Annotated in this window: 12 protein-coding genes; 9 read left to right on the forward strand and 3 right to left on the reverse strand. The window is 74.5% G+C overall.

Annotated elements, in window-relative coordinates; genetic code table 11:
- The first annotated feature begins 343 nt into the window (after positions 1 to 343).
- Together ACFVHB_RS37470 and ACFVHB_RS37475 are read left to right on the forward strand one after the other, a co-directional pair.
- Entirely contained in the window at positions 344 to 1,255 is a 912-nt protein-coding gene (locus ACFVHB_RS37470) for a phytoene/squalene synthase family protein (RefSeq protein ID WP_380331663.1), read from the forward strand.
- A gap of 297 nt (positions 1,256 to 1,552) precedes the next feature.
- Positions 1,553 to 3,139: a PTS transporter subunit EIIC gene (locus ACFVHB_RS37475; protein ID WP_380331666.1), complete on the forward strand. Its 1,587-nt coding sequence runs from the start codon at positions 1,553 to 1,555 to the stop codon at positions 3,137 to 3,139.
- An 88-nt stretch (positions 3,140 to 3,227) separates the two neighbouring features.
- Here the strand turns inward: ACFVHB_RS37475 and ACFVHB_RS37480 are convergent, their stop codons facing one another.
- The gene (locus ACFVHB_RS37480; RefSeq protein WP_380331669.1) at positions 3,228 to 4,664 is read right to left on the reverse strand and encodes an amidase; all 1,437 of its coding nucleotides are present in this window, start codon (positions 4,662 to 4,664) and stop codon (positions 3,228 to 3,230) included.
- A 97-nt stretch (positions 4,665 to 4,761) separates the two neighbouring features.
- Here ACFVHB_RS37480 and ACFVHB_RS37485 point away from each other — a divergent pair, with 97 nt between their 5' ends.
- The gene (locus tag ACFVHB_RS37485) at positions 4,762 to 5,613 is read left to right on the forward strand and encodes a helix-turn-helix domain-containing protein (RefSeq protein ID WP_380331672.1); all 852 of its coding nucleotides are present in this window, start codon (positions 4,762 to 4,764) and stop codon (positions 5,611 to 5,613) included.
- 98 nt (positions 5,614 to 5,711) lie between these two features.
- A complete protein-coding gene (locus ACFVHB_RS37490; protein WP_380331675.1) occupies positions 5,712 to 6,446 on the forward strand; it encodes a class I SAM-dependent methyltransferase in 735 nt (244 codons plus the stop codon).
- A gap of 54 nt (positions 6,447 to 6,500) precedes the next feature.
- Here the strand turns inward: ACFVHB_RS37490 and ACFVHB_RS37495 are convergent, their stop codons facing one another.
- Positions 6,501 to 7,193: a hypothetical protein gene (locus ACFVHB_RS37495; RefSeq protein WP_380331677.1), complete on the reverse strand. Its 693-nt coding sequence runs from the start codon at positions 7,191 to 7,193 to the stop codon at positions 6,501 to 6,503.
- 169 nt (positions 7,194 to 7,362) lie between these two features.
- Complete coding sequence (locus ACFVHB_RS37500; RefSeq protein ID WP_380331679.1) at positions 7,363 to 8,706, reverse strand: lipase family protein; 1,344 nt, start codon at positions 8,704 to 8,706, stop codon at positions 7,363 to 7,365.
- A gap of 931 nt (positions 8,707 to 9,637) precedes the next feature.
- Between ACFVHB_RS37500 and ACFVHB_RS37505 the strand changes: the two genes are divergently transcribed.
- The 5 genes from ACFVHB_RS37505 (at position 9,638) to ACFVHB_RS37525 (ending at position 17,244) form a co-directional block, all read left to right on the forward strand.
- Complete coding sequence (locus tag ACFVHB_RS37505; protein ID WP_380331682.1) at positions 9,638 to 10,900, forward strand: phenylacetate--CoA ligase family protein; 1,263 nt, start codon at positions 9,638 to 9,640, stop codon at positions 10,898 to 10,900.
- 95 nt (positions 10,901 to 10,995) lie between these two features.
- Positions 10,996 to 12,303, forward strand: a complete 1,308-nt coding sequence (locus ACFVHB_RS37510; protein WP_380331685.1) for an MFS transporter — start codon at positions 10,996 to 10,998, stop codon at positions 12,301 to 12,303.
- On the forward strand, positions 12,300 to 13,445 hold the full coding sequence (locus ACFVHB_RS37515; RefSeq protein WP_380331688.1) for a GNAT family N-acetyltransferase: 1,146 nt from the start codon (positions 12,300 to 12,302) through the stop codon (positions 13,443 to 13,445). Before ACFVHB_RS37510 ends, ACFVHB_RS37515 begins: the two co-directional genes overlap by 4 nt.
- The gene (locus ACFVHB_RS37520; RefSeq protein ID WP_380331691.1) at positions 13,442 to 14,608 is read left to right on the forward strand and encodes an acyl-protein synthase; all 1,167 of its coding nucleotides are present in this window, start codon (positions 13,442 to 13,444) and stop codon (positions 14,606 to 14,608) included. Before ACFVHB_RS37515 ends, ACFVHB_RS37520 begins: the two co-directional genes overlap by 4 nt.
- Positions 14,605 to 17,244 carry an acyl-CoA reductase gene (locus tag ACFVHB_RS37525; protein WP_380331694.1) on the forward strand — a complete coding sequence of 880 codons (2,640 nt, stop codon included), beginning with the start codon at positions 14,605 to 14,607 and terminating at the stop codon, positions 17,242 to 17,244. The genes ACFVHB_RS37520 and ACFVHB_RS37525 overlap by 4 nt, the downstream gene beginning before the upstream one ends.
- Positions 17,245 to 17,276: the final 32 nt, after the last annotated feature.

The raw sequence follows: 17,276 nt of genomic DNA on the forward strand, positions 1-17,276 counted from the left end.
ACCGAACGGTCCCACCCCGGCGAGCCCCCCGCCCCCGGGCCCCCCCCCCCCCAGCACCCCCCGGCCGCGGCGACCGCCGGCCCGGGGGCACCGCCTGGGGGGCCGTCGGCGGGTAGCCCGGCCGACGGCCCGGTGGACGGTTCGCCCCGTGACCGGACCAGGCGGTCGCCGGCGGTGGCCATCCGGTGGGTGCCGCTGTGGCGGTTCACCCGGTCCCGGACGAGGTTGACGGCGTTGGCGCACTGCCAGCCGTTGACTCCTCGTCCACCGCGACCTCCCGTTCGGACGCGACCCGCCGCCGTCTAGGCTCGGGGCACACCGACCAGGGAGAGGGCGAACGCGAGTGGGCAGCTGGGAGAGGGCTCTGGACGCGGCCGGGATCGTCGATCCCGGACTGCGCGAGGACTACAGCCGACAGCGCCGACAGGTGACGCGGTACAAGCGGGAGGCCGTGCTGGCCGCCGGACTCCTCCTGCCGGCCCGGCTCGTGCCGCACGTGATCGCGGCCACCGCCCACATGCACCGCACCGACAGCCTGCTCGACAGCGGCCCGCTCGACGACCGGAAGGCGGCGTACGCGCGCTGGGAGCGGGCCGTCGCCGACGGCCTCGCCACCGGTGGGACCGACGACCCCGAGCTGCGCCCGCTGCTGCACACCGTCGCCGCGCACCCCGCCCTGCGCGACCGCGCGCTGGAACACCTCGCCGGGGCCGCCGCCGACCTCGACTTCGCCGGATTCGCCACCGAGGCCGACTACCAGCGCTACCTGGACGGCTACTCGCTGCCCGCGTTCATGGTCGTCGCCACCCTGCTCGGCCCGGACGGCGACCAGAGCGCCTACCGGGCCGCCTGTCGCACGTTCATCGACGCCAGCCAGCGGCTCGACTTCGTCACCGACCTCGCCGAGGACCTGGCCGACGGCCGCCTGACGATCCCCGAGCAGACCCTGCACCAGCACGGCGTCACCCGCGCCGACCTGGAGCAGGCCCGTGACCTCCCGGCCGTCCGGGCGATGATCACCGAGCAGCTCGACCTGGTCGACCGCACCCTCGCGGAGGGCCGCGCCGTGGTGGGTCTCGTCCCGCCCGCCCACCGGCCGATGGTCCGCTGCATCATCGGCCTGGACGAACTGACCGGCGCCGCCGCCCGCGCCGACGTCCCCGCGCTGCTGCGCCGTCCGGCCGGCCCGCCCAAGCTCGCCGCCCTGCGCCTGCTCGGCCGCGAGTACCTCCGGGCCCGCCGCGTGAGCCGCTGAGCGTCGTCACCACAGCGCGGTGCGGCCGCGGGCCCCGCGGCTCCCGGACCGCCCCGGCCATCCGGAACGCCCCGACCATCCGGAACGCCCGGAACGCCCGGAGCGCCCGGACAGGGGCGACACACCGTGGGACAAGCGCTGCCCGCCACCGGCGGCGAGGCCGGGAGCGCCATTCTGGTGGTCCCGGCTCGCTCGACGCTCCGACCGCCGCCGCCCTGCTCCACCCCACCGACGGTCCCCCGCGCGACGCGCTCCGGCAGCTCCGACCCTCCGCACCGCGCCCACGGAAGGCCCGTCATGTCCGCCGACGACCCTCGCGCCACCGCCGAAGCCGTCCTCCCGCTCGTCGGGGGCCCCGCCAACGTCCACTCCGTCGCCCACTGCATGACCCGGCTGCGGCTCGGCCTGCGCGACCGCTCCCTGGTGGACGCGGCGGAGCTCGGCGCCCTGTCCGCCGTCCTGGGCGTCGTCGAGGACGACACCTGTCAGATCGTCCTCGGCCCGGGCGTCGTCGCCCGGGTGACGTCCGAGTTCCGGGCGCTCCTCGACGGGCGACGGGAGCCGGAGGACGACGGCGCCGCCGGCGCAGGACCGGACGACGCCCCCGAGGGGTCCGACGACGGCCCCGGCACCGCCCTCGGCGCCGAGGACCTGGCCCGCCGCGGCGCGGCGATCAGGGCGGAGGCGAGAGCCAGGAACGCGACCCCGGTCAAGCGCGGGCTCCGCCGGATCGCGAACGTCTTCGTGCCGCTGATCCCCGCGCTGATCGGGTGCGGCATCGTGGCCGGGATCAACGGCGCGCTCACCGACCTCGGTTGGGCCCCCGCACTGTCGCCGGCCCTCACCGCGATCTCCTCGGGGTTCATGTCCCTGATCGCCGTCCTCGTCGGACACAACACCGCGAAGGAGTTCGGCGGCACACCCGTGCTGGGCGCTGCCGTGGCCGGTGTGATCGTCTACGCGGGGGTCGCCAAGGTGGAGGCCTTCGGCCACCACCTCGCGCCGGGCCAGGGCGGGGTGATCGGCGCGCTCGCCGCCGCCCTGCTGGCGGTCCAGGTCGAACGGCGCACCCGGCGGGTGATGCCCGACGCGCTCGACGTCCTGCTCACCCCGACGGTCACCGTGCTCGTCACCGGCCTGGTCACCCTGTTCGGCCTGATGTTCGTCGCCGGGGAGGTCTCCACGGCGATCGGCGATCTCGCCACCTGGCTGCTGTCCCGCGGCGGCGCGCTCGCCGGACTCGTGCTCGGCGGCCTGTTCCTCCCGCTGGTCATGCTCGGCCTGCACCAGGCGCTGATCCCGGTCCACACCACCCTGATCCAGCAGCAGGGCTCCACCGTGCTGCTGCCGATCCTCGCCATGGCCGGGGCCGGGCAGGTCGGCTGCGCCGTCGCCGTCTACCTGCGGCTGCGCGGCAACGCCTCGATCAGGGCGACCATCAGGTCCGCCCTCCCCGCGGGGTTCCTCGGCGTCGGCGAGCCGCTGATCTACGGCGTCTCGCTCCCGCTCGGACGCCCCTTCGTCACGGCCTGCCTCGGCGGCGCCTGCGGCGGGGCCGTGGTCGGGCTGCTGGGCCAGCTCGGCGCCGGCATCGGCTCGACCGCCATCGGCCCCTCCGGCTGGGCGCTGTTCCCCCTGCTGACCGGCCCGCGCGGCTTCGCGGTCAGCGCGGCCGGCTACGCCGCCGGCCTGCTGACGGGCTACGCCACCGGCTTCCTGGCCACGTACTGGCTCGGCTTCACCCGGGAGATGCTCGACGAGCTCGGCGCCCTCGCGCCGAGGCACGCTCCGGCCACCGGCACCGCCCCCGGACCCGAGACCCCCGGGCCCGATTCCCCCGGTCCCGGCCCCGACCTCGACACCCCCGCAACCCCGAGGTCCTAGCCGGCGCGGCCCCGGTCCGCCGGGCCGGGGGCAGCCGGCCCGGCTACCCCCGGAGACCGCCGGAGGCCGCCGCGGCAGCCGTCGGTCCTCAGCCGACCGGCGGCCGGCGGTCGGTCCAGGGGTGTGCGAGTTCCAGGAGGCGGGACGCCTGGAGCAGGAGGTCCTCCCGCCACGGAGCGGCGACGATCTGGACCCCGACGGGCAGGCCGGTGGCGGCGTCGTGGTGGACGGGGAGTGAGACCGCCGGCTGGCCGGTCACGTTGAACACGGACGTGAACACCCCCATCGGGTAGCTGTTCCGCAACGCCGCCAGCGGATCGGCGTCGGTGCCCGCCCGCCAGGCACCGACCAGCGGCGGGAGACACGCCATCGTGGGCGTCACGAGGAGGTCGAAGCCGGCGAGGAAGCCCTCGACGATGCGCCGCGACAACTCCTCGGTCCTCCTCACCCCTTCCGCGTAGGCCCAGGAGTCGACCGACCGGGCCGCGTCGCGCAGGGCGCGGTTGTGCGGCTCGACCCGGTCCGGGTCCGCGAGCGCGATCCCGGCACCGGCGACGTTCCAGATCGTCGTGAACGCCGCGACCAGCTCGCCGGCCGGGGGCAGCGGAAGGCGGGTGTCGACGACGTGGTGGCCGGCCGATTCGAGCGTCCGGAGAACGGCGTCGACGGCTGTCGCGCAGGCCGGATCCACGGTGATCCCGTCGACCGGGGAGTCGGTGAGCACGCCGATCCGCAGCCCGGTCGGCAGGTCCGTCCGCAAGGCGTCGGCGAAGGACCGGTGCGGGGTCGGAGGCGACCACCACGCGGCCGGATCGTGGCGGGCCAGCACGTCGAGGGCGGCCGCGGTGTCGGCCACCGTGCGGGTGAGCACACCGCTGGTGCCGAGACCTTCCGCACTGACGGTCGCGTTGGTGACCAGGCCGCGGGTGGGCTTGAGCCCGACGAGGCCGTTGCACGACGCGGGGATGCGGATCGACCCGCCGCCGTCCTCGGCGTGGGCGATGGGCGCCATCCCGGCCGCGACGGCGGCGCCCGCCCCGCTGGACGACCCGCCCGGCGTGCGGTCCCGGTCCCACGGGTTGCGCGAGATGCCGAGGGTTTCGGACTCGGTGAAGGGCAGGGAGCCGAACTCGGAGGTGGTGGTCTTGCCGAGCAGGACGAACCCCGCGTCCACGAACCGCTGGACGACCGGGTCCGAGGCCGCGGCCGGTGCCCGCCCGGCGCCGGCGGACCCGTGGCCGGTGGGCCATCCGGCCACGTCCACGAGGTCCTTGACCGGCAGCGGGACGCCGTGGAACGGCGGGAGGTCCTCGGTGGACGCGGCCCGTGCCACCGCATCGGCCGCGGCGGCCGCGGCCTTGCGGACGTCGTCGTCGGCCCGGTGGCAGAAGGCGTTCAGCCGCGGGTCGAGCGCGTCCATCCGGTCGAGGAAGCAGTCGGCCACCTCGACCGGGCTCACCTCCCTGCGGCGGATGGCCGCGGCGAGCTCGACGGCCGAAGTGAAGGGGTCGATCGGCGAAGGCATCACGAACCGTCCTTTCCCATGGGGGACTTGTCAGAGCCTTCAGGTTCGTCGCGGCTTCGGCGTCGTGTCTTGGACGAATGTCGCGTAGCTTGGCGGCATGCGATCCGCCGAGCCCGCCCACGACGCTGCGGCGCTGTGGGACATCTCCACCCCCGCGCGGCCCGGTCGGCTGCCGGGGGTCAGCATGGCCGGGTTCCGCGCCCTCACCGCCGACCACGTCGACCTGGACGTGGTCCCGTACCCGGCCGTCACGGTGGCCTTCGACATCGGCGACGGGCCGATCGCCGTCGCCGACGGCACCGGCCGGCGGCAGCGCGGCAGCCTCGTCGTCGGACTCGCGCCCAGCGGTGTCCGGGGGAACGGCCGGGACATCGAGTGCCTGCAGGTGCGGCTGTCGCCGGTGGTCGCGCACGCGGTGTTCGGCGCCTCCGCGGAGCTGGGCGGGCGGGTGGTCTCCCTCGACGACCTCTGGGGTCGCGACGTCGCCCGGATCGAGGAGCAGCTGCACGCCGCCCGGTCCTGGGACGACCGGTTCGCGATCGCGGAGGCCGCGCTCGCCCGACGGCACGAGGCGGGCCGGACGGTCGATCCCGAGGTCGCCTTCGTCTGGGGGCAGCTGGTGCGGAACCGGGGCGGGGTCCGGGTCGAGCGGCTGGCGGCCGAGGTCGGCTGGAGCCGCAAGCGGCTCTGGGCCCGGTTCCGGTCCCAGGTCGGCCTCACTCCCAAGCGCGCCGCCCAGCTCGTCCGCTTCGACCACGCGGCCCACCGGCTCGCCGCAGGTCACCGGGCCGCACTGGTGGCGGCGGAGATCGGCTACGCCGACCAGTCCCACCTCCACCGGGACGTCCTGGCCTTCGCCGGGGCGACCCCCACGGCCGTCGCGGTCGCGCCGTGGCTCGCGGTCGACGACATCGCCTGGGCCGCGCCCGCGTACCTGTCCAGCAGCTGACGTGGCATGACCCTCCGTCCGGCGCCCGGTCGGCGGCACCCGCCCCGAGGGAACATTTCTCCAAGACTCCGGACGGTCGCGATCGCGACACTCCGAGCATGTCCACGAATAGGAACGACTCCCCACAGCCGCGCCCGCGGCGGCCGCGGTACGGCGTTGACGCGCCGGCCTTTCCCGCGACACTCGGCGCCGCCGGGGCGGCCTGCCTGCTGGCCGCCGGCCGGTGGCGGCCCGGCCGGGCCGCGCTGGCGACCACCGGGACGGCACTGCTCGCCCAGACCGGCGTCTACCTGCACACCACCCTGTGCGGCAAACTGCACGTCTGGGAGCGGGAACTGGACCGGGCCGGCCTGAAGGGCGACGAACGGCTGCTGGACCTGGGCTGCGGCCGCGGCGCGGTGCTGATCGCGGCGGCCCGGCGGCTGCCGGCCGGACGCGCCGTCGGCGTGGACCTGTGGTCCGGTCAGGACCAGAGCGGCAACACCCCCGAAGCCACCCTCGCCAACGCCGCCGCGGCCGGGGTCCCCGACCGGGTGGAGGTCCACACGGCCGACATGACCGCGCTGCCGTTCGCCGACGACTCCTTCGACGTCGTCACGAGCGCCCTCGCCATCCACAACGTCCCGTCGGCCCGGGCGCGCTACCGGGCGGTGGACGAGGCCATGCGGGTACTGCGTCCGGGCGGGCAACTGCTCGTCGCCGACTTCTGGCCCATGGCCCGGAAGTACGCCGCACACCTCGGCCAGGGCACCCTCCGCGGTCTCGGCCCCGGCTACTGGTACGGCGGCCCGTGGCTGGGCGTCACCCTGCTCCACGCCGTCAAGAAGCAATGACCCCCGCCCGGCGCCGCAGGACGGCAAGCGGACGGCCCTCAGGAAGCCCCTCGGCTACCCGCGGCAACGGTTGCAGGATCCGCTCTTGGTGATCGCCCGGAAGAGCGCCGCATCGTCGTCCGTGTCCATCGTGGTGATCTTCGGGGAGACGTCGTAGGTCTGACCGGCCTGGAAACCGGTCGGATTCGCGGTGCCGGTGTCCGCGATCCAGGTGAGTCTCCGCTCGCCGCTGAAGAACCCCGGGCGGTGGAGGAAGCCCAAGTGCCCCCACAGGTACCACTCGCCGGGATCGAGATCGAGGATCACGTTCCCCCCTCCGTACCACAACCTGTGCGAGGAGTACGAGGACCGGGCGTTCTGGATGTTCCGTCGGTACTGGATCTTCCAGACCCAGTCGTGCCCGCTGGGAAGGCTGCGTGACTTGAATGCGTCATGGACCTCGCCCGAGAGAGTCAACCCGACGTTCAACCGGGCCTTCGAGGACGCCGACGAAGCCTGCGCGGCCTTCTGCCCGATGGACGCCGCTACGACGGCACCGACGACACCGACGACAGCGGCTCCGACGGTCCATAGACCACTTCGGTTGGCCGGGTCGGCGAGAAAGCCGTCGGGCCGGGCCACGGGATCGACCGGATCGCCCGTCGGGTCCTTCGGAAGGTCATCTGGCATGAGCGTCTCCCGCTGGTGGGTGTCGCTGGCCTTCGGGACCTTACCAAGCTCCACATTGCCGTCCCAGGGGTCTTGCACGGGCGTGACGGTGGTGGCGGGGGCGCGCCGGTCGCAGGGCTCGCGCCCCCCGCGCGGGCGGGGGCGCGGTGCTGTCGGTGGGCGCCGGGCGGTGTGGACGGTGGTGCCGGAGGTGGGCGGGCCCCGCCGCGTGGGTCCGGGTGCGGCGGGGTCTCGGGGTGCGGGGCCCTCAGGAGGTCGGCGCCGGCTGTTCCGGGTCCAGGGAGTTCCCCGCCGGGATGCGGCCGCAGTCGGAGGGGGCGGGCCGGCCCGCGAACCGGTCGTTGAGCCAGCCCAGGGCGAGGGGCGCCCAGACGACGGGGACGCCCACGTGGCTGAGCAGGTCGAACTGCTGGAACTCGACCGCGCCGTGGCCGGTGGCGCAGTACTGGCGGGCGAGGGCCCGGACGTCTCCGGCGACCATCACGCCGTCGCCGGTTCCGATGCCAGGGGGGTTGCCGAAGGTTCCCTCCAGGACGCCGCCGTTCCCCTGGGCGATGTAGCCGGGGACGGTCGGGGTGGGGGCCGAGCCGAGGTTGATCCGGTTCACCGCCGCGAGGAAGGCCGGCACCGAGTTCGGATCGGCGTACTGCGGCTTCGCCATCTTCTTCCAGGTGAGCCCCGGGTAGCGGCCCAGGGCGTCGACGATCGACGCGTTCTCCACCTGTTGGTACACCGTCAGGCCGTAGTCGTTCAGGTAGGGCTTGAGGTCGATGCCGAAGGAGCGGGACACCCCGATGACCGCCATCGGGATGACGCCGCTCCATGCCAGGGAGCCGTCGACGTACGTGAGGTTGTGCGCCGGGTCCACGAGCAGACCGCCCTCGGCGAAGCCGACCAGTCTGTCGTTGACGTCCGGTGCGTAGCCCGGTGCGAGGGCGGCCGCCCAGTCGGTCGCGATGGCACCGCCGGAGTAACCCATGAGGCCGAAGGCGGTGTCGGCGTTCAGGCCGGTCGCCGCGGACCTGGTCGCGGCGCGGATCGAGTCCAGTGTGTTGGTCCCGTACTCCGGGCCGGCCGCGAAGTCGGCGGCCTGCCCCTCGGTGTCCGGGATGACGACGCTGTAGCCCTGCGACAGGAGCGGCACCAGGAAGAGGGCCTCGGCGTTCGGGAGCAGCCCACCGAGGGTGAGGTCGCCCGCGATGGCGCGGGACGGACCGTCCTGCGGGTCGAGGGAGTCGTAGAACGACTGGTACGAGACCGCCTTGCTGCCGTCACCCGTCAGGCTCGGCACCACGGTGGTGACGTTGGCGGCCGGGCGGCCCTGGGCGTCGGTGGTGCGGTAGAGCAGTTGGATGGCCTTCACCGGGGTGGGCAGGCCCAGCAGGTGGTACTGCAGGGTCCGGGTCTTCAGTACGGTGCCCGGCGCGAGGGAGGCCAGGGGCACGCTGCCGTCGTAGGTGTGGAACGGGTCGCTCACCGCGGCGGCCGGCGGCGCGGCGGCCGTGGCCGGGCCCGCGGTGGCGGCCACGGTCGTTGCGGCCATCGCGGCGGTGACGGCGATGGCGAGTAGCCGGGACGTGTTCGGACGCATGACTCCCCCGGTTCGTGGGATGGGCTCATCGGGATCTGGGGACGTGCGGGTGATCGCGGACGGGGCCGCCGCGCCGACGGCGGGCGTGGCGGGGGCGCGGGCGTGGGTAGGGGCGCGGGCGCGAGGTGGGTGGGGGTGCGGGCGCGGGGTGCGGTGGATGGGTGCGGTCGGGGTCTGCGCACCTCTGGTGGTCCCACCGGCGAGGCCGTTACCGACCGGTAAGTAACGTCCCGGAGAACATGATGTCGGCGTTACGGCGCCGTGTCCCCTGGTCGTGGAACAGAGATTCGCGCGAAGGATTGTGACCGCGTCCAACCCGTCGGAGCTCGACGCGGCACCACGACCAGGAAGGCGGACCGCGACTCCCGCGGCGCCCGGGAGCCCCGGGGCGTCGGCACGGCCGGCGGATCCCGCCGAAGGACGGAGGCCCCACCCCCCTGAACGGCGGGTGGCAATTCCGGCATCCGGGCCGTAATCAGGCGGCCCCGCATGAAATGTCGTGCATTCAACCAAAGAAATGCGGAAATCCCTCGCCCGAAGCACGGCCCCCTGGCCGCTCCGGCCACCGTGAGATCCACCTCACCCTCGATCCACCCTTTCGCCGGAAACGCGCAGATGACATGGCCTCAGGTCGTATCCGCACCACTCTGATGGCGAGTCATCCTGGATCCAAAGGCATATCCGGGTGATAGCCTTGGTTTCTGCGAGCGGGATGCCCCACCACTCCCGATGTCGCATCAGCTGACGAACCATCGGCGCGCTTCCGAACCAGGTGCACACGCTCGGTCCGTTTCCCGTCCCGCGGCCTGCCGAGTCGCAGCGGAATCGAATTCCGCCGACCGCAGGACCGAATGATCGCCTCCGACCCATCGGGCGAAGTCGCGTACCCGCGACCTCGCCCGGCCCTCGCATGCCCAAAAAGCAGGAATTGATGCCCGTTCAACCCATAGCGGAACTCATACGCTTCGCACGCCGCAACTCGCCCTTCTACGCCGACCTGTACGCCGGGCTGCCCGACTCGGCCGCGCGGTTGACCGACCTCCCGGTCGTCCCGCAGGCCGAGTTCTGGCAGGCCAACACGCCCCGCGGCAACCGGCTGCTGACCGGGCCGCTGGAGGAGGCGGTCGTCTTCAAGAGCGGTGGCACCACCGGTTCGCCGAAGTTCTCGTTCTACAGCAGGGAGGAGTGGGAGGAGTTCACCACCTCGTTCGGTGCCGGCCTGATCGACGCCGGCCTGCGTCCGGGGCACCGGGTCGCCGACCTCTTCTACGCGGGTGACCTGTACGCCAGCTACACCTTCATCCTCGACTCGCTGCACCGCTCGCCCGTCTCCAACGTCCGGCTGCCGATCGGCGGGGCGGCGCCCCTGGAGTCGACCGCGCGGACCCTGGAACAGTTCGAGGTCGAGGTGGTCGCCGGCACCCCGACGACGCTGTGCGCCCTGGCCGGCCGGTTGCTGGCCTCCGGTCGCGAACTCCCGCACGTCGAGCTGCTGCTGTTCGGCGGCGAGGGCCTCTACCAGGACCAGCAGCCGCTGCTGGGCAAGGTGTTCCCCAACGCCCGTGTCTCGTCCATCGGTTACGCCGCCGTCGACGCCGGGCTGCTCGGCCGGCCGGTGCCGGGGCCGGACACCCGGGTGCACCGGGTGTTCGCCCCCGAGACGGTGGTGGAGATCCTCGACGACCACACCGGCGAGCCGATCGACACCGAGGGTGTGCCGGGCCGGGTCGTGGTGACCGACCTGCGGCGCCGGCTGATGCCCGTACTGCGCTATCCCGTCGGGGACCGCGCGGAGTGGACCGACGTCGCCGGCGGGCGGTTCCGCATCCTCGGCCGGGCCCAGGAGGGCGTGCGGGTGGGGCCGGTGTCGCTGTACACCCAGGACGTGCTGGACCTCGTCCGGGCGGCCGACCCGGCCGGCCGGGTGGTCGGCGTGCAACTGGTGGTGCGCCGCTGGGAGGGCCGGGACGGGCTGGTCCTGCGGCTGGCCTGCGACGGGGACCCCGCCGGGCTCCCCGAGCTGGCCGCCGCCGTCACGACCGGGATCCACACCGCCCGGCCGCTGTACCCGGAGGCGGTCGCCGCGGGCCACGTCCACCCGCTGTCCGTCACGTGGGTGCGCCCGCACGAGCTCGCCGTCAACGCGCGGACCGGCAAGCTGATCCGCGTCCTCGACGAAAGGCCGCACTCGTGACGGCCGCCGGGGCGAGCTCCGGGGCGGCTCACGAGGCGGCTTCCGGAGCGGCCCCCGAGGCGGCCTCCGGCTCGGCTCCCGACCGCCTGCCGCTCGTGCTGCGCAACCGGCGCTTCGCCGCCGTCTGGATCGCCCAGGTCCTCACCCAGGGCGCCGGGCGGATGTTCCAGGTCGGCGCGGTGTGGTGGCTGGTGGGCTACGCCGCCGGCGCGGACCGGGGCCTCGCCTCCGGTGCCTTCCTCGCCGTCAGCACCCTGCCCGCCGTCGCGCTGGCGCCGCTGGTGGCCGCGCTCATCGCCCGCCTCCCGCACCGCACGGTGCTCGGCGCCTCGGCCGCCGTCGCCGGTCTGGTCGGCCTCGGCACGGCGGGCTGGACGTACGCCGCGACACCGCCGATGGCCGTCACGTACGGCGCGGCGCTGTTGCTGGCGGGCTGCCAGGCGGTCTTCGACCCCTGCCTGACCACGTCCGTTCCCGAGCTGGTCGAGGACGCCGACATCGAGGCCGCGACCGGCTTCGAACTCGCCACCCAGTCGCTGGCCGGCCTCGCCGGCGGGCTGCTGGGCCCGCTGGTGGTCGACGGCGCGGGCCTGGCCGGCATCGTCGCCGGGTGCGCCGGCGCCTACCTGCTGGCGGCCGCCCTGATCGGCGCGACCCGGTTCCCCGCGGCCCCGCTCCCCACGGCTCCGTCCCCCGCCGCTCCCGGTGCCCCGGGTGCCCCGGGCGTGCCGACCGCGGACGGCCCCCCGCCCGCCGCCCGGCGGCCGCTGCGCCGCATCCTGGCCGGACTGCCGTTCATCCGCCGCGTGCTGCTCTGCTTCACCGCGGCGAACGTGTTCACCACGGCGGTGTTCGTGGTGATGCCGCTGTACACCCGGGCGGTGCTGCACGCGGACGGCTCGACCGTCGCCGCCCTGGAGGCGGCCCTCGGCGCCGGCACCCTGGTCGGCTCCTTCACCGGCGGCCGCCTCCGGGGCACGCCGACCGCGGTCGGCGCCGGCTGCCTCGTCCTGATGGCCGCCGCGCTCGGCCTGCCCGGCCTGGCCGCCGGACAGGCCCCGGCCGTCGGGTCGATGGCGGTCGCCGGCTGGTGCGTGGGCGTGATCGGCGTGCGGTTCGTGGCGCTGTTCCAACGGCTGGTGCCGGCCGGGGACCGGCCCGGGTTCTTCGCGGTCATGCAGGCGCTGCTCGGGGCGACCTTCCCGGTGTCGTCGCTGGTGTTCGGCCTGCTCGGCGACCACCTCTCGCCGCGGACGCTGTGCCTGGTCCAGGCCCTCGGCGTCCTGCCGGTCGCCGCCGCGCTCTGGTGGACCGGCCGGCGCGGACCGGCCGTCCCCGGGCTCGCGACGGCCCCGCAGGGGGACCGGGCCGCGGCCGCACAGCCGATCGGGGACCCGCGATGACGGTCACGATCACTCCCGCGGCCCCGCAGGACGTCGCGCAGCTGCGGCAGCTCTACTTCGACGTCTACGGCCACGGCTACCCGGTCGCGCTCGGCAGTGACCCCGAGGAGATGCGCCGCCTGATCGACGACCCGCACACCCACTGGCTGACCGCACGCCACGAGGGCGCCGGCCACCTGGCCGGGTCGGTGGCGGTGCAGACCGACCCCGGCAGCCGGATCGGCAAGCTGGTGGGCCTGGCCGTCCACCCGGAGCAGCGGGGCGGCGGCCTGGCCGGACGGCTGACCGCCTCGGTCTGCGCGGACGCCTTCGCCACCGGCACCCCGGACTCGATCTACGCGACGGCCCGGGTGGTCACACCCGGTCCCCAGCAGGTCCTCGCGCGCAACGGCTTCCAGGCCCTCGGCCTGATGCCGAACGCCGTCGAGGTGGCCGGCTGCGAGAGCCTCGCGCTGTTCGCCCGGCACGCCGACGGCGTCCTGGCCCGGCGGGAGAGCGTCGGCGTGGTGCCGGGAGCCCTCGTCCCGCTGCTGGAAGCCGCCCGGCGCAGCACCGGCGTCGCGTACGGCCGCCCGCGCGCCACCGACGCCCCCGCCCGGCCCGCCGGCCGGACCGCGCCGGTGACCGCGCCGATGGAGCTCATCACCGCGCCCGGCTTCGTCCGCCGCCGGTTCCTGGAGCTCTTCCCCGACCCGGGGGAGCGGTTCTTCCCGCTGCACGTGCCGAACGCCGTCCTCACCCCGCCGGACGGCGCGTTCGAGGCGTACGCCGACCTGGACCAGGCCGCGGCGAGCTGCTCGCTGATCGCGGTGCACCCGTCCCCGGCGGCCGTCACCGGAGCGCTGGAGCCGCTGATGGCGGCCGTCACCCGCGCGGGCGCCGACTACGTCGAGACCCTGCTGCCGCTGGCCGACACCGCCGGGCTCGACGCCTTCCTGGCCGCCGGATTCATCCCGAGCGCCGTGTACCCGGCGATGCGCCGGATCGGCGACCGGTTCCACGACTACGTGGTGCTGTCCCGCACCAGCCGTCAGATCGACTTCAGGACCGCGGCCGTCAGCGGCCGGCTCCAGCCGTACCTGCAGGCCTACCTGACGGCCTGGACGTCAACCTACCTACCGCTTCCCGAGGTCACCCCGTGAACATCCATCTCGCGCCGGTCGAGGTCCCCGACCCCGCCGCGCTCCCGCACGTCCAGCAGCTCTGCGACCTGACCGACCCGTACGCGGCCGGGCCGGAGACCGACGCCCTGTTCGCCGCCGCGATGGCCGAGACCAACGCGTGGCACGCGCGGCGCTCTCCGTTCCTCCGCTCGCTGCTGGACGGCCCGGCGGAGACCCCGGCGCCGACCGTCGGCGAGGGGATCCGCACGCCCCTGGTGCACGCCAACTTCTTCAAACGGCACGAGGTGCTCTCCATCCCCCGGGAGGAGGTGTTCCTCCACCTCACCTCCTCCGGCACCACCGGCCAGAAGTCGCAGATGTTCTTCGACACCTGGACGATCCGCTCCGCGCAGCGGATGGTGGCCCGGATCTTCGACCACTACGGCTGGATCACGCCCGACCAGCCGGTCAACTACCTGCTGTACAGCTACGAGCCCGCCCCGCAGCTGAAGCTCGGCACCTCCTTCACCGACAACTACCTCTGCGACTTCGCCCCGGCGAACCACACCACGCACGCGCTGCGGCACACCGGCAGCGGCCACGAGTTCGACGTCCACGGCTGCATCGAGGCGCTGCGGCGCTACGCCGAGGACGGGCTGCCGGTACGGATCCTGGGCTTCCCCGCGTTCCTGCACTTCACCCTGGAGCGGATGCGCGCACTCGGCCTGCCGCCGCTGCGGCTGCCGGCCGGCTCCCTGGTCCTGCTCGGCGGCGGCTGGAAGGGGCACACCGACCGGCAGATCGGGAAGGAGCCCTTCTACGCCGAGGTGACGGAGCAGCTGGGCATCCCCTCGGACCGCATCCGCGACACCTTCGGCTCGGTCGAGCACTGCGTGCCGTACATCGAGTGCGGACACCACCGCCTGCACGTCCCGGTCTGGTCGCGGGCGGCCGTGCGCGACACCCGCACCCTGGAGCCGCTGCCGTACGGCGACCGCGGTTTCCTCCACCTGGTCTCCCCGTACATCACCTCGGTGCCGGCGCAGAGCGTCGTCATGGGCGACCTCGCCTCGCTGCACCCCGCGGGGGAATGCCCCTGCCCGCTGCCCACCCCCTGGTTCACCGTCCACGGCCGCGCCGGGGTCAGCCGGAACCGCAACTGCGCGGCGGCCGCCGCCGAACTCCTGAAGGGAATGTCGTGACCACCGAACGGATTGCCGTGACCGCCGAAGGGCCCGCCGTGGCCGCCCAAGGGACCGCCGTGACCGCCGACGGGAACGCCGTGACCGCCGTGGCCGCCGACGGGACCGCCGTGGCCGCCGCACCCCACTTCTGGCAGGGCTCGTTCATCGACGACGACGAGGCCGCCCGGCGGCTGGCCGAACTGCCCGTGCTCGCCGCGCGGACCCTGGCCGAACCGCTGCCCACCGAACTGGTGCTGAGCGCCTGCCAGCACCTCGCCGACGCCCTCGGCACCTCGGACGGCCCGGTCCGCGCCCGCCTCCTCGCCGAGCTCACCGGTGGCGGCGTCGACCCGGCCGAAGCGGCGGCGACGCTCACCGAGATCGCCGGCGCGATCACCCGCCCGGCCCTGGAACGCAAGCTCCGTCGCGAGCTCGGCGGACCGCGTCCCGAGCGGCTCACCCGGCCCGACGCGCGCGAGACCACCTTCGAGGCGTGGGCGCCGGTCGGGCTCCTGGTCCACATCGCCCCCGGCAACGCCGCCGCCGTGGCCCCGCTGAGCGTGATCGAGGGCCTGCTCACCGGCAACCTCAACGTGCTGAAGACCAGCAGCGCCGACACGCCGCTCGCCCAGCACCTGCTCGCCGAGCTGGCCGCCGCCGACCCGACCGGTGCCCTGGCCCGCAGGATCGTCGCGCTCCGCTTCCCCTCCGCCCGCACCGAGTGGCTGCGGCTGCTGTGCGAGCCCGCCGACGCGGTGGCGGTCTGGGGCGGCGAGGACGCCGTCCGCTCGGTCTCCGAACTGGTTCCGGCCGGCTGCCGGTTGGTCGAGTGGGGGCACCGGGTCTCCTTCGCCTACCTGACCCGTGACGCCTGGTCGGACCGGCCGACCCTGGACGCGCTCGCCGCCGACGTCTGCCGCTTCGAACAGCAGGCCTGCTCCAGCCCCCAGGTGGTCTACCTCGACACCGAGGACCGGGACGAGCTGTTCGCCTTCGCCGAGCGCTTCGCGACCCACCTCGCCGAAGCGTCCGCCGGGCTTCCCCGGCCCGGACTCGACCCGGCCGAGCACGCCGAGATCACCACCACCGAACTGATCGCCCGGCTGGAGGAACACCTCGGCCTCACCCGGGTGCTGGCCGCCGAGGACGGCTCCTGGCGCGTCCTCGCCGACACCCGCCCCGCCCTGGCCGCCTCGCCGCTCCACCGCAGCGTCTGGGTCAAGCCGCTGCCCCGCGCCTCCGTCATGACCGTGCTGCGCCCGATGCGCCGGTACCTGCAGACCGCCGCGATCGGCGGCAGCCGCGCCGACGTCGCCCGGCTGTCGCGGGCCGTGCTCGCCGCCGGCGTGCTGCGGGTCACCCCGGTCGGCGGGATGCTCGACAGCTACCACGGCGAACCCCACGACGGCGTCTACGCGCTCCAGCGCTACAGCCGCCGCGTCAGCGTCCGGGCCGACGCGGCCTTCGCCACCACCGCCTGCCTGGACGACCTGGCGGCCCCGGCCGTCCTCCCCGCCGCGCCGAGCGGCCCGCTGTTGGACAAGGCCGGGGTGCAGGAGCAGCTGCGGACCCTCGCGCCGGACCACGCCCACCTGCACTTCCGCAGCGGCGGCAGCACCGGGGCCCCGGCCCTGTCGGTGTTCACCAACGCCGACTACGACACCCAGATGCGGGCCGCCGCCGACGGCCTGCTCGCCGCCGGGTTCGACCCCGCCCGGGACCGCGCCGCCAACCTGTTCTACTGCGGCGGCATGTACGGGAGCTTCATCAGCTTCTTCTCGATCCTGGAGCGCCTCAACGCCACCCAGCTCCCGATCGCCGCCGGTCCCGACCACGCCGCCACCGCCGAGGCGCTGGTGACGCACGGGGCGGACACCGTGTTCGGCATGCCGTCCTACCTCTGGCAGCTGTTCCACGACCAGGGCGCCGCGCTGCGCGCGTACGGCGGCATCCGCAAGGTGTTCTACGGCGGCGAGCACTTCACGGCGGAACAGCGCCGGGTGCTCACCGAGGAGTTCGGCGTCGAGGTGATCCGCTCGGCGGCGTACGGCAGCACCGACCTCGGGCCGCTCGGCTACCAGTGCACCCACGCCGAGGGCTCGGTCCACCACGTCCTGACCGACCTGCACACCCTGGAGATCCTCGCTCCGGAGGCCGACCGACCGGTGTCCGCCGGGCAGCCGGGCCGCCTGGTCTTCACCAGCCGCACCCGGGCCGGACAGCGCCTGGAGCGGTACCAGATCGGCGACCTCGGCCGCGCGGTCGAGGGCGTCTGCCCCTGCGGCAGCCACACCCCCCGCATCGAGCTCCTCGGCCGGTACGGGGACGTCGTCCGGGTCGGCACGTACTTCCTCAACGTGCGGCGCTTCATCGCGGTGGCGGAGGAGGAGCTCGGCTACCGGGGCGAGCTCCAGCTGGTCCTGGACGCCGGCGAGGGCCGCGAGCGGGCCGTCGTCCGGCTCGACGAGCGGTACGCCCGGGACGCCGCGGCCGCCCGCGCCGCGTTCCTGGCCGCCATCCCCGAACTGGGCTCGGCCGTGGCCGAGGGGCTGCTCGACTGCACGGTCGAGACCGTCGGCTCCGCCGCCTTCGAACGGACGCCCACCAGCGGCAAGCTGCGGACGGTGGTCGACCGGGGGCATATAAACTTTTGACGCGGGGCGCTCTATTTAGGGTGTTTAGATCT

Origin of the sequence: Kitasatospora sp. NPDC127111 (assembly GCF_042677465.1) — a bacterium.
In the GTDB taxonomy this organism is placed as follows: Bacteria; Actinomycetota; Actinomycetes; order Streptomycetales; family Streptomycetaceae; genus Kitasatospora.

Bases quoted from the DNA above. Each gene is read 5' to 3' on its own strand.
- ACFVHB_RS37475 (WP_380331666.1), top strand. From the start codon at position 1,553: ATGTCCGCCGACGACCCTCGCGCCACCGCCGAAGCCGTCCTCCCGCTC.
- ACFVHB_RS37480 (WP_380331669.1), bottom strand. From the start codon at position 4,664: ATGCCTTCGCCGATCGACCCCTTCACTTCGGCCGTCGAGCTCGCCGCG.
- ACFVHB_RS37485 (WP_380331672.1), top strand. From the start codon at position 4,762: ATGCGATCCGCCGAGCCCGCCCACGACGCTGCGGCGCTGTGGGACATC.
- ACFVHB_RS37490 (WP_380331675.1), top strand. From the start codon at position 5,712: ATGTCCACGAATAGGAACGACTCCCCACAGCCGCGCCCGCGGCGGCCG.
- ACFVHB_RS37500 (WP_380331679.1), bottom strand. From the start codon at position 8,706: ATGCGTCCGAACACGTCCCGGCTACTCGCCATCGCCGTCACCGCCGCG.
- ACFVHB_RS37505 (WP_380331682.1), top strand. From the start codon at position 9,638: ATGCCCGTTCAACCCATAGCGGAACTCATACGCTTCGCACGCCGCAAC.
- ACFVHB_RS37515 (WP_380331688.1), top strand. From the start codon at position 12,300: ATGACGGTCACGATCACTCCCGCGGCCCCGCAGGACGTCGCGCAGCTG.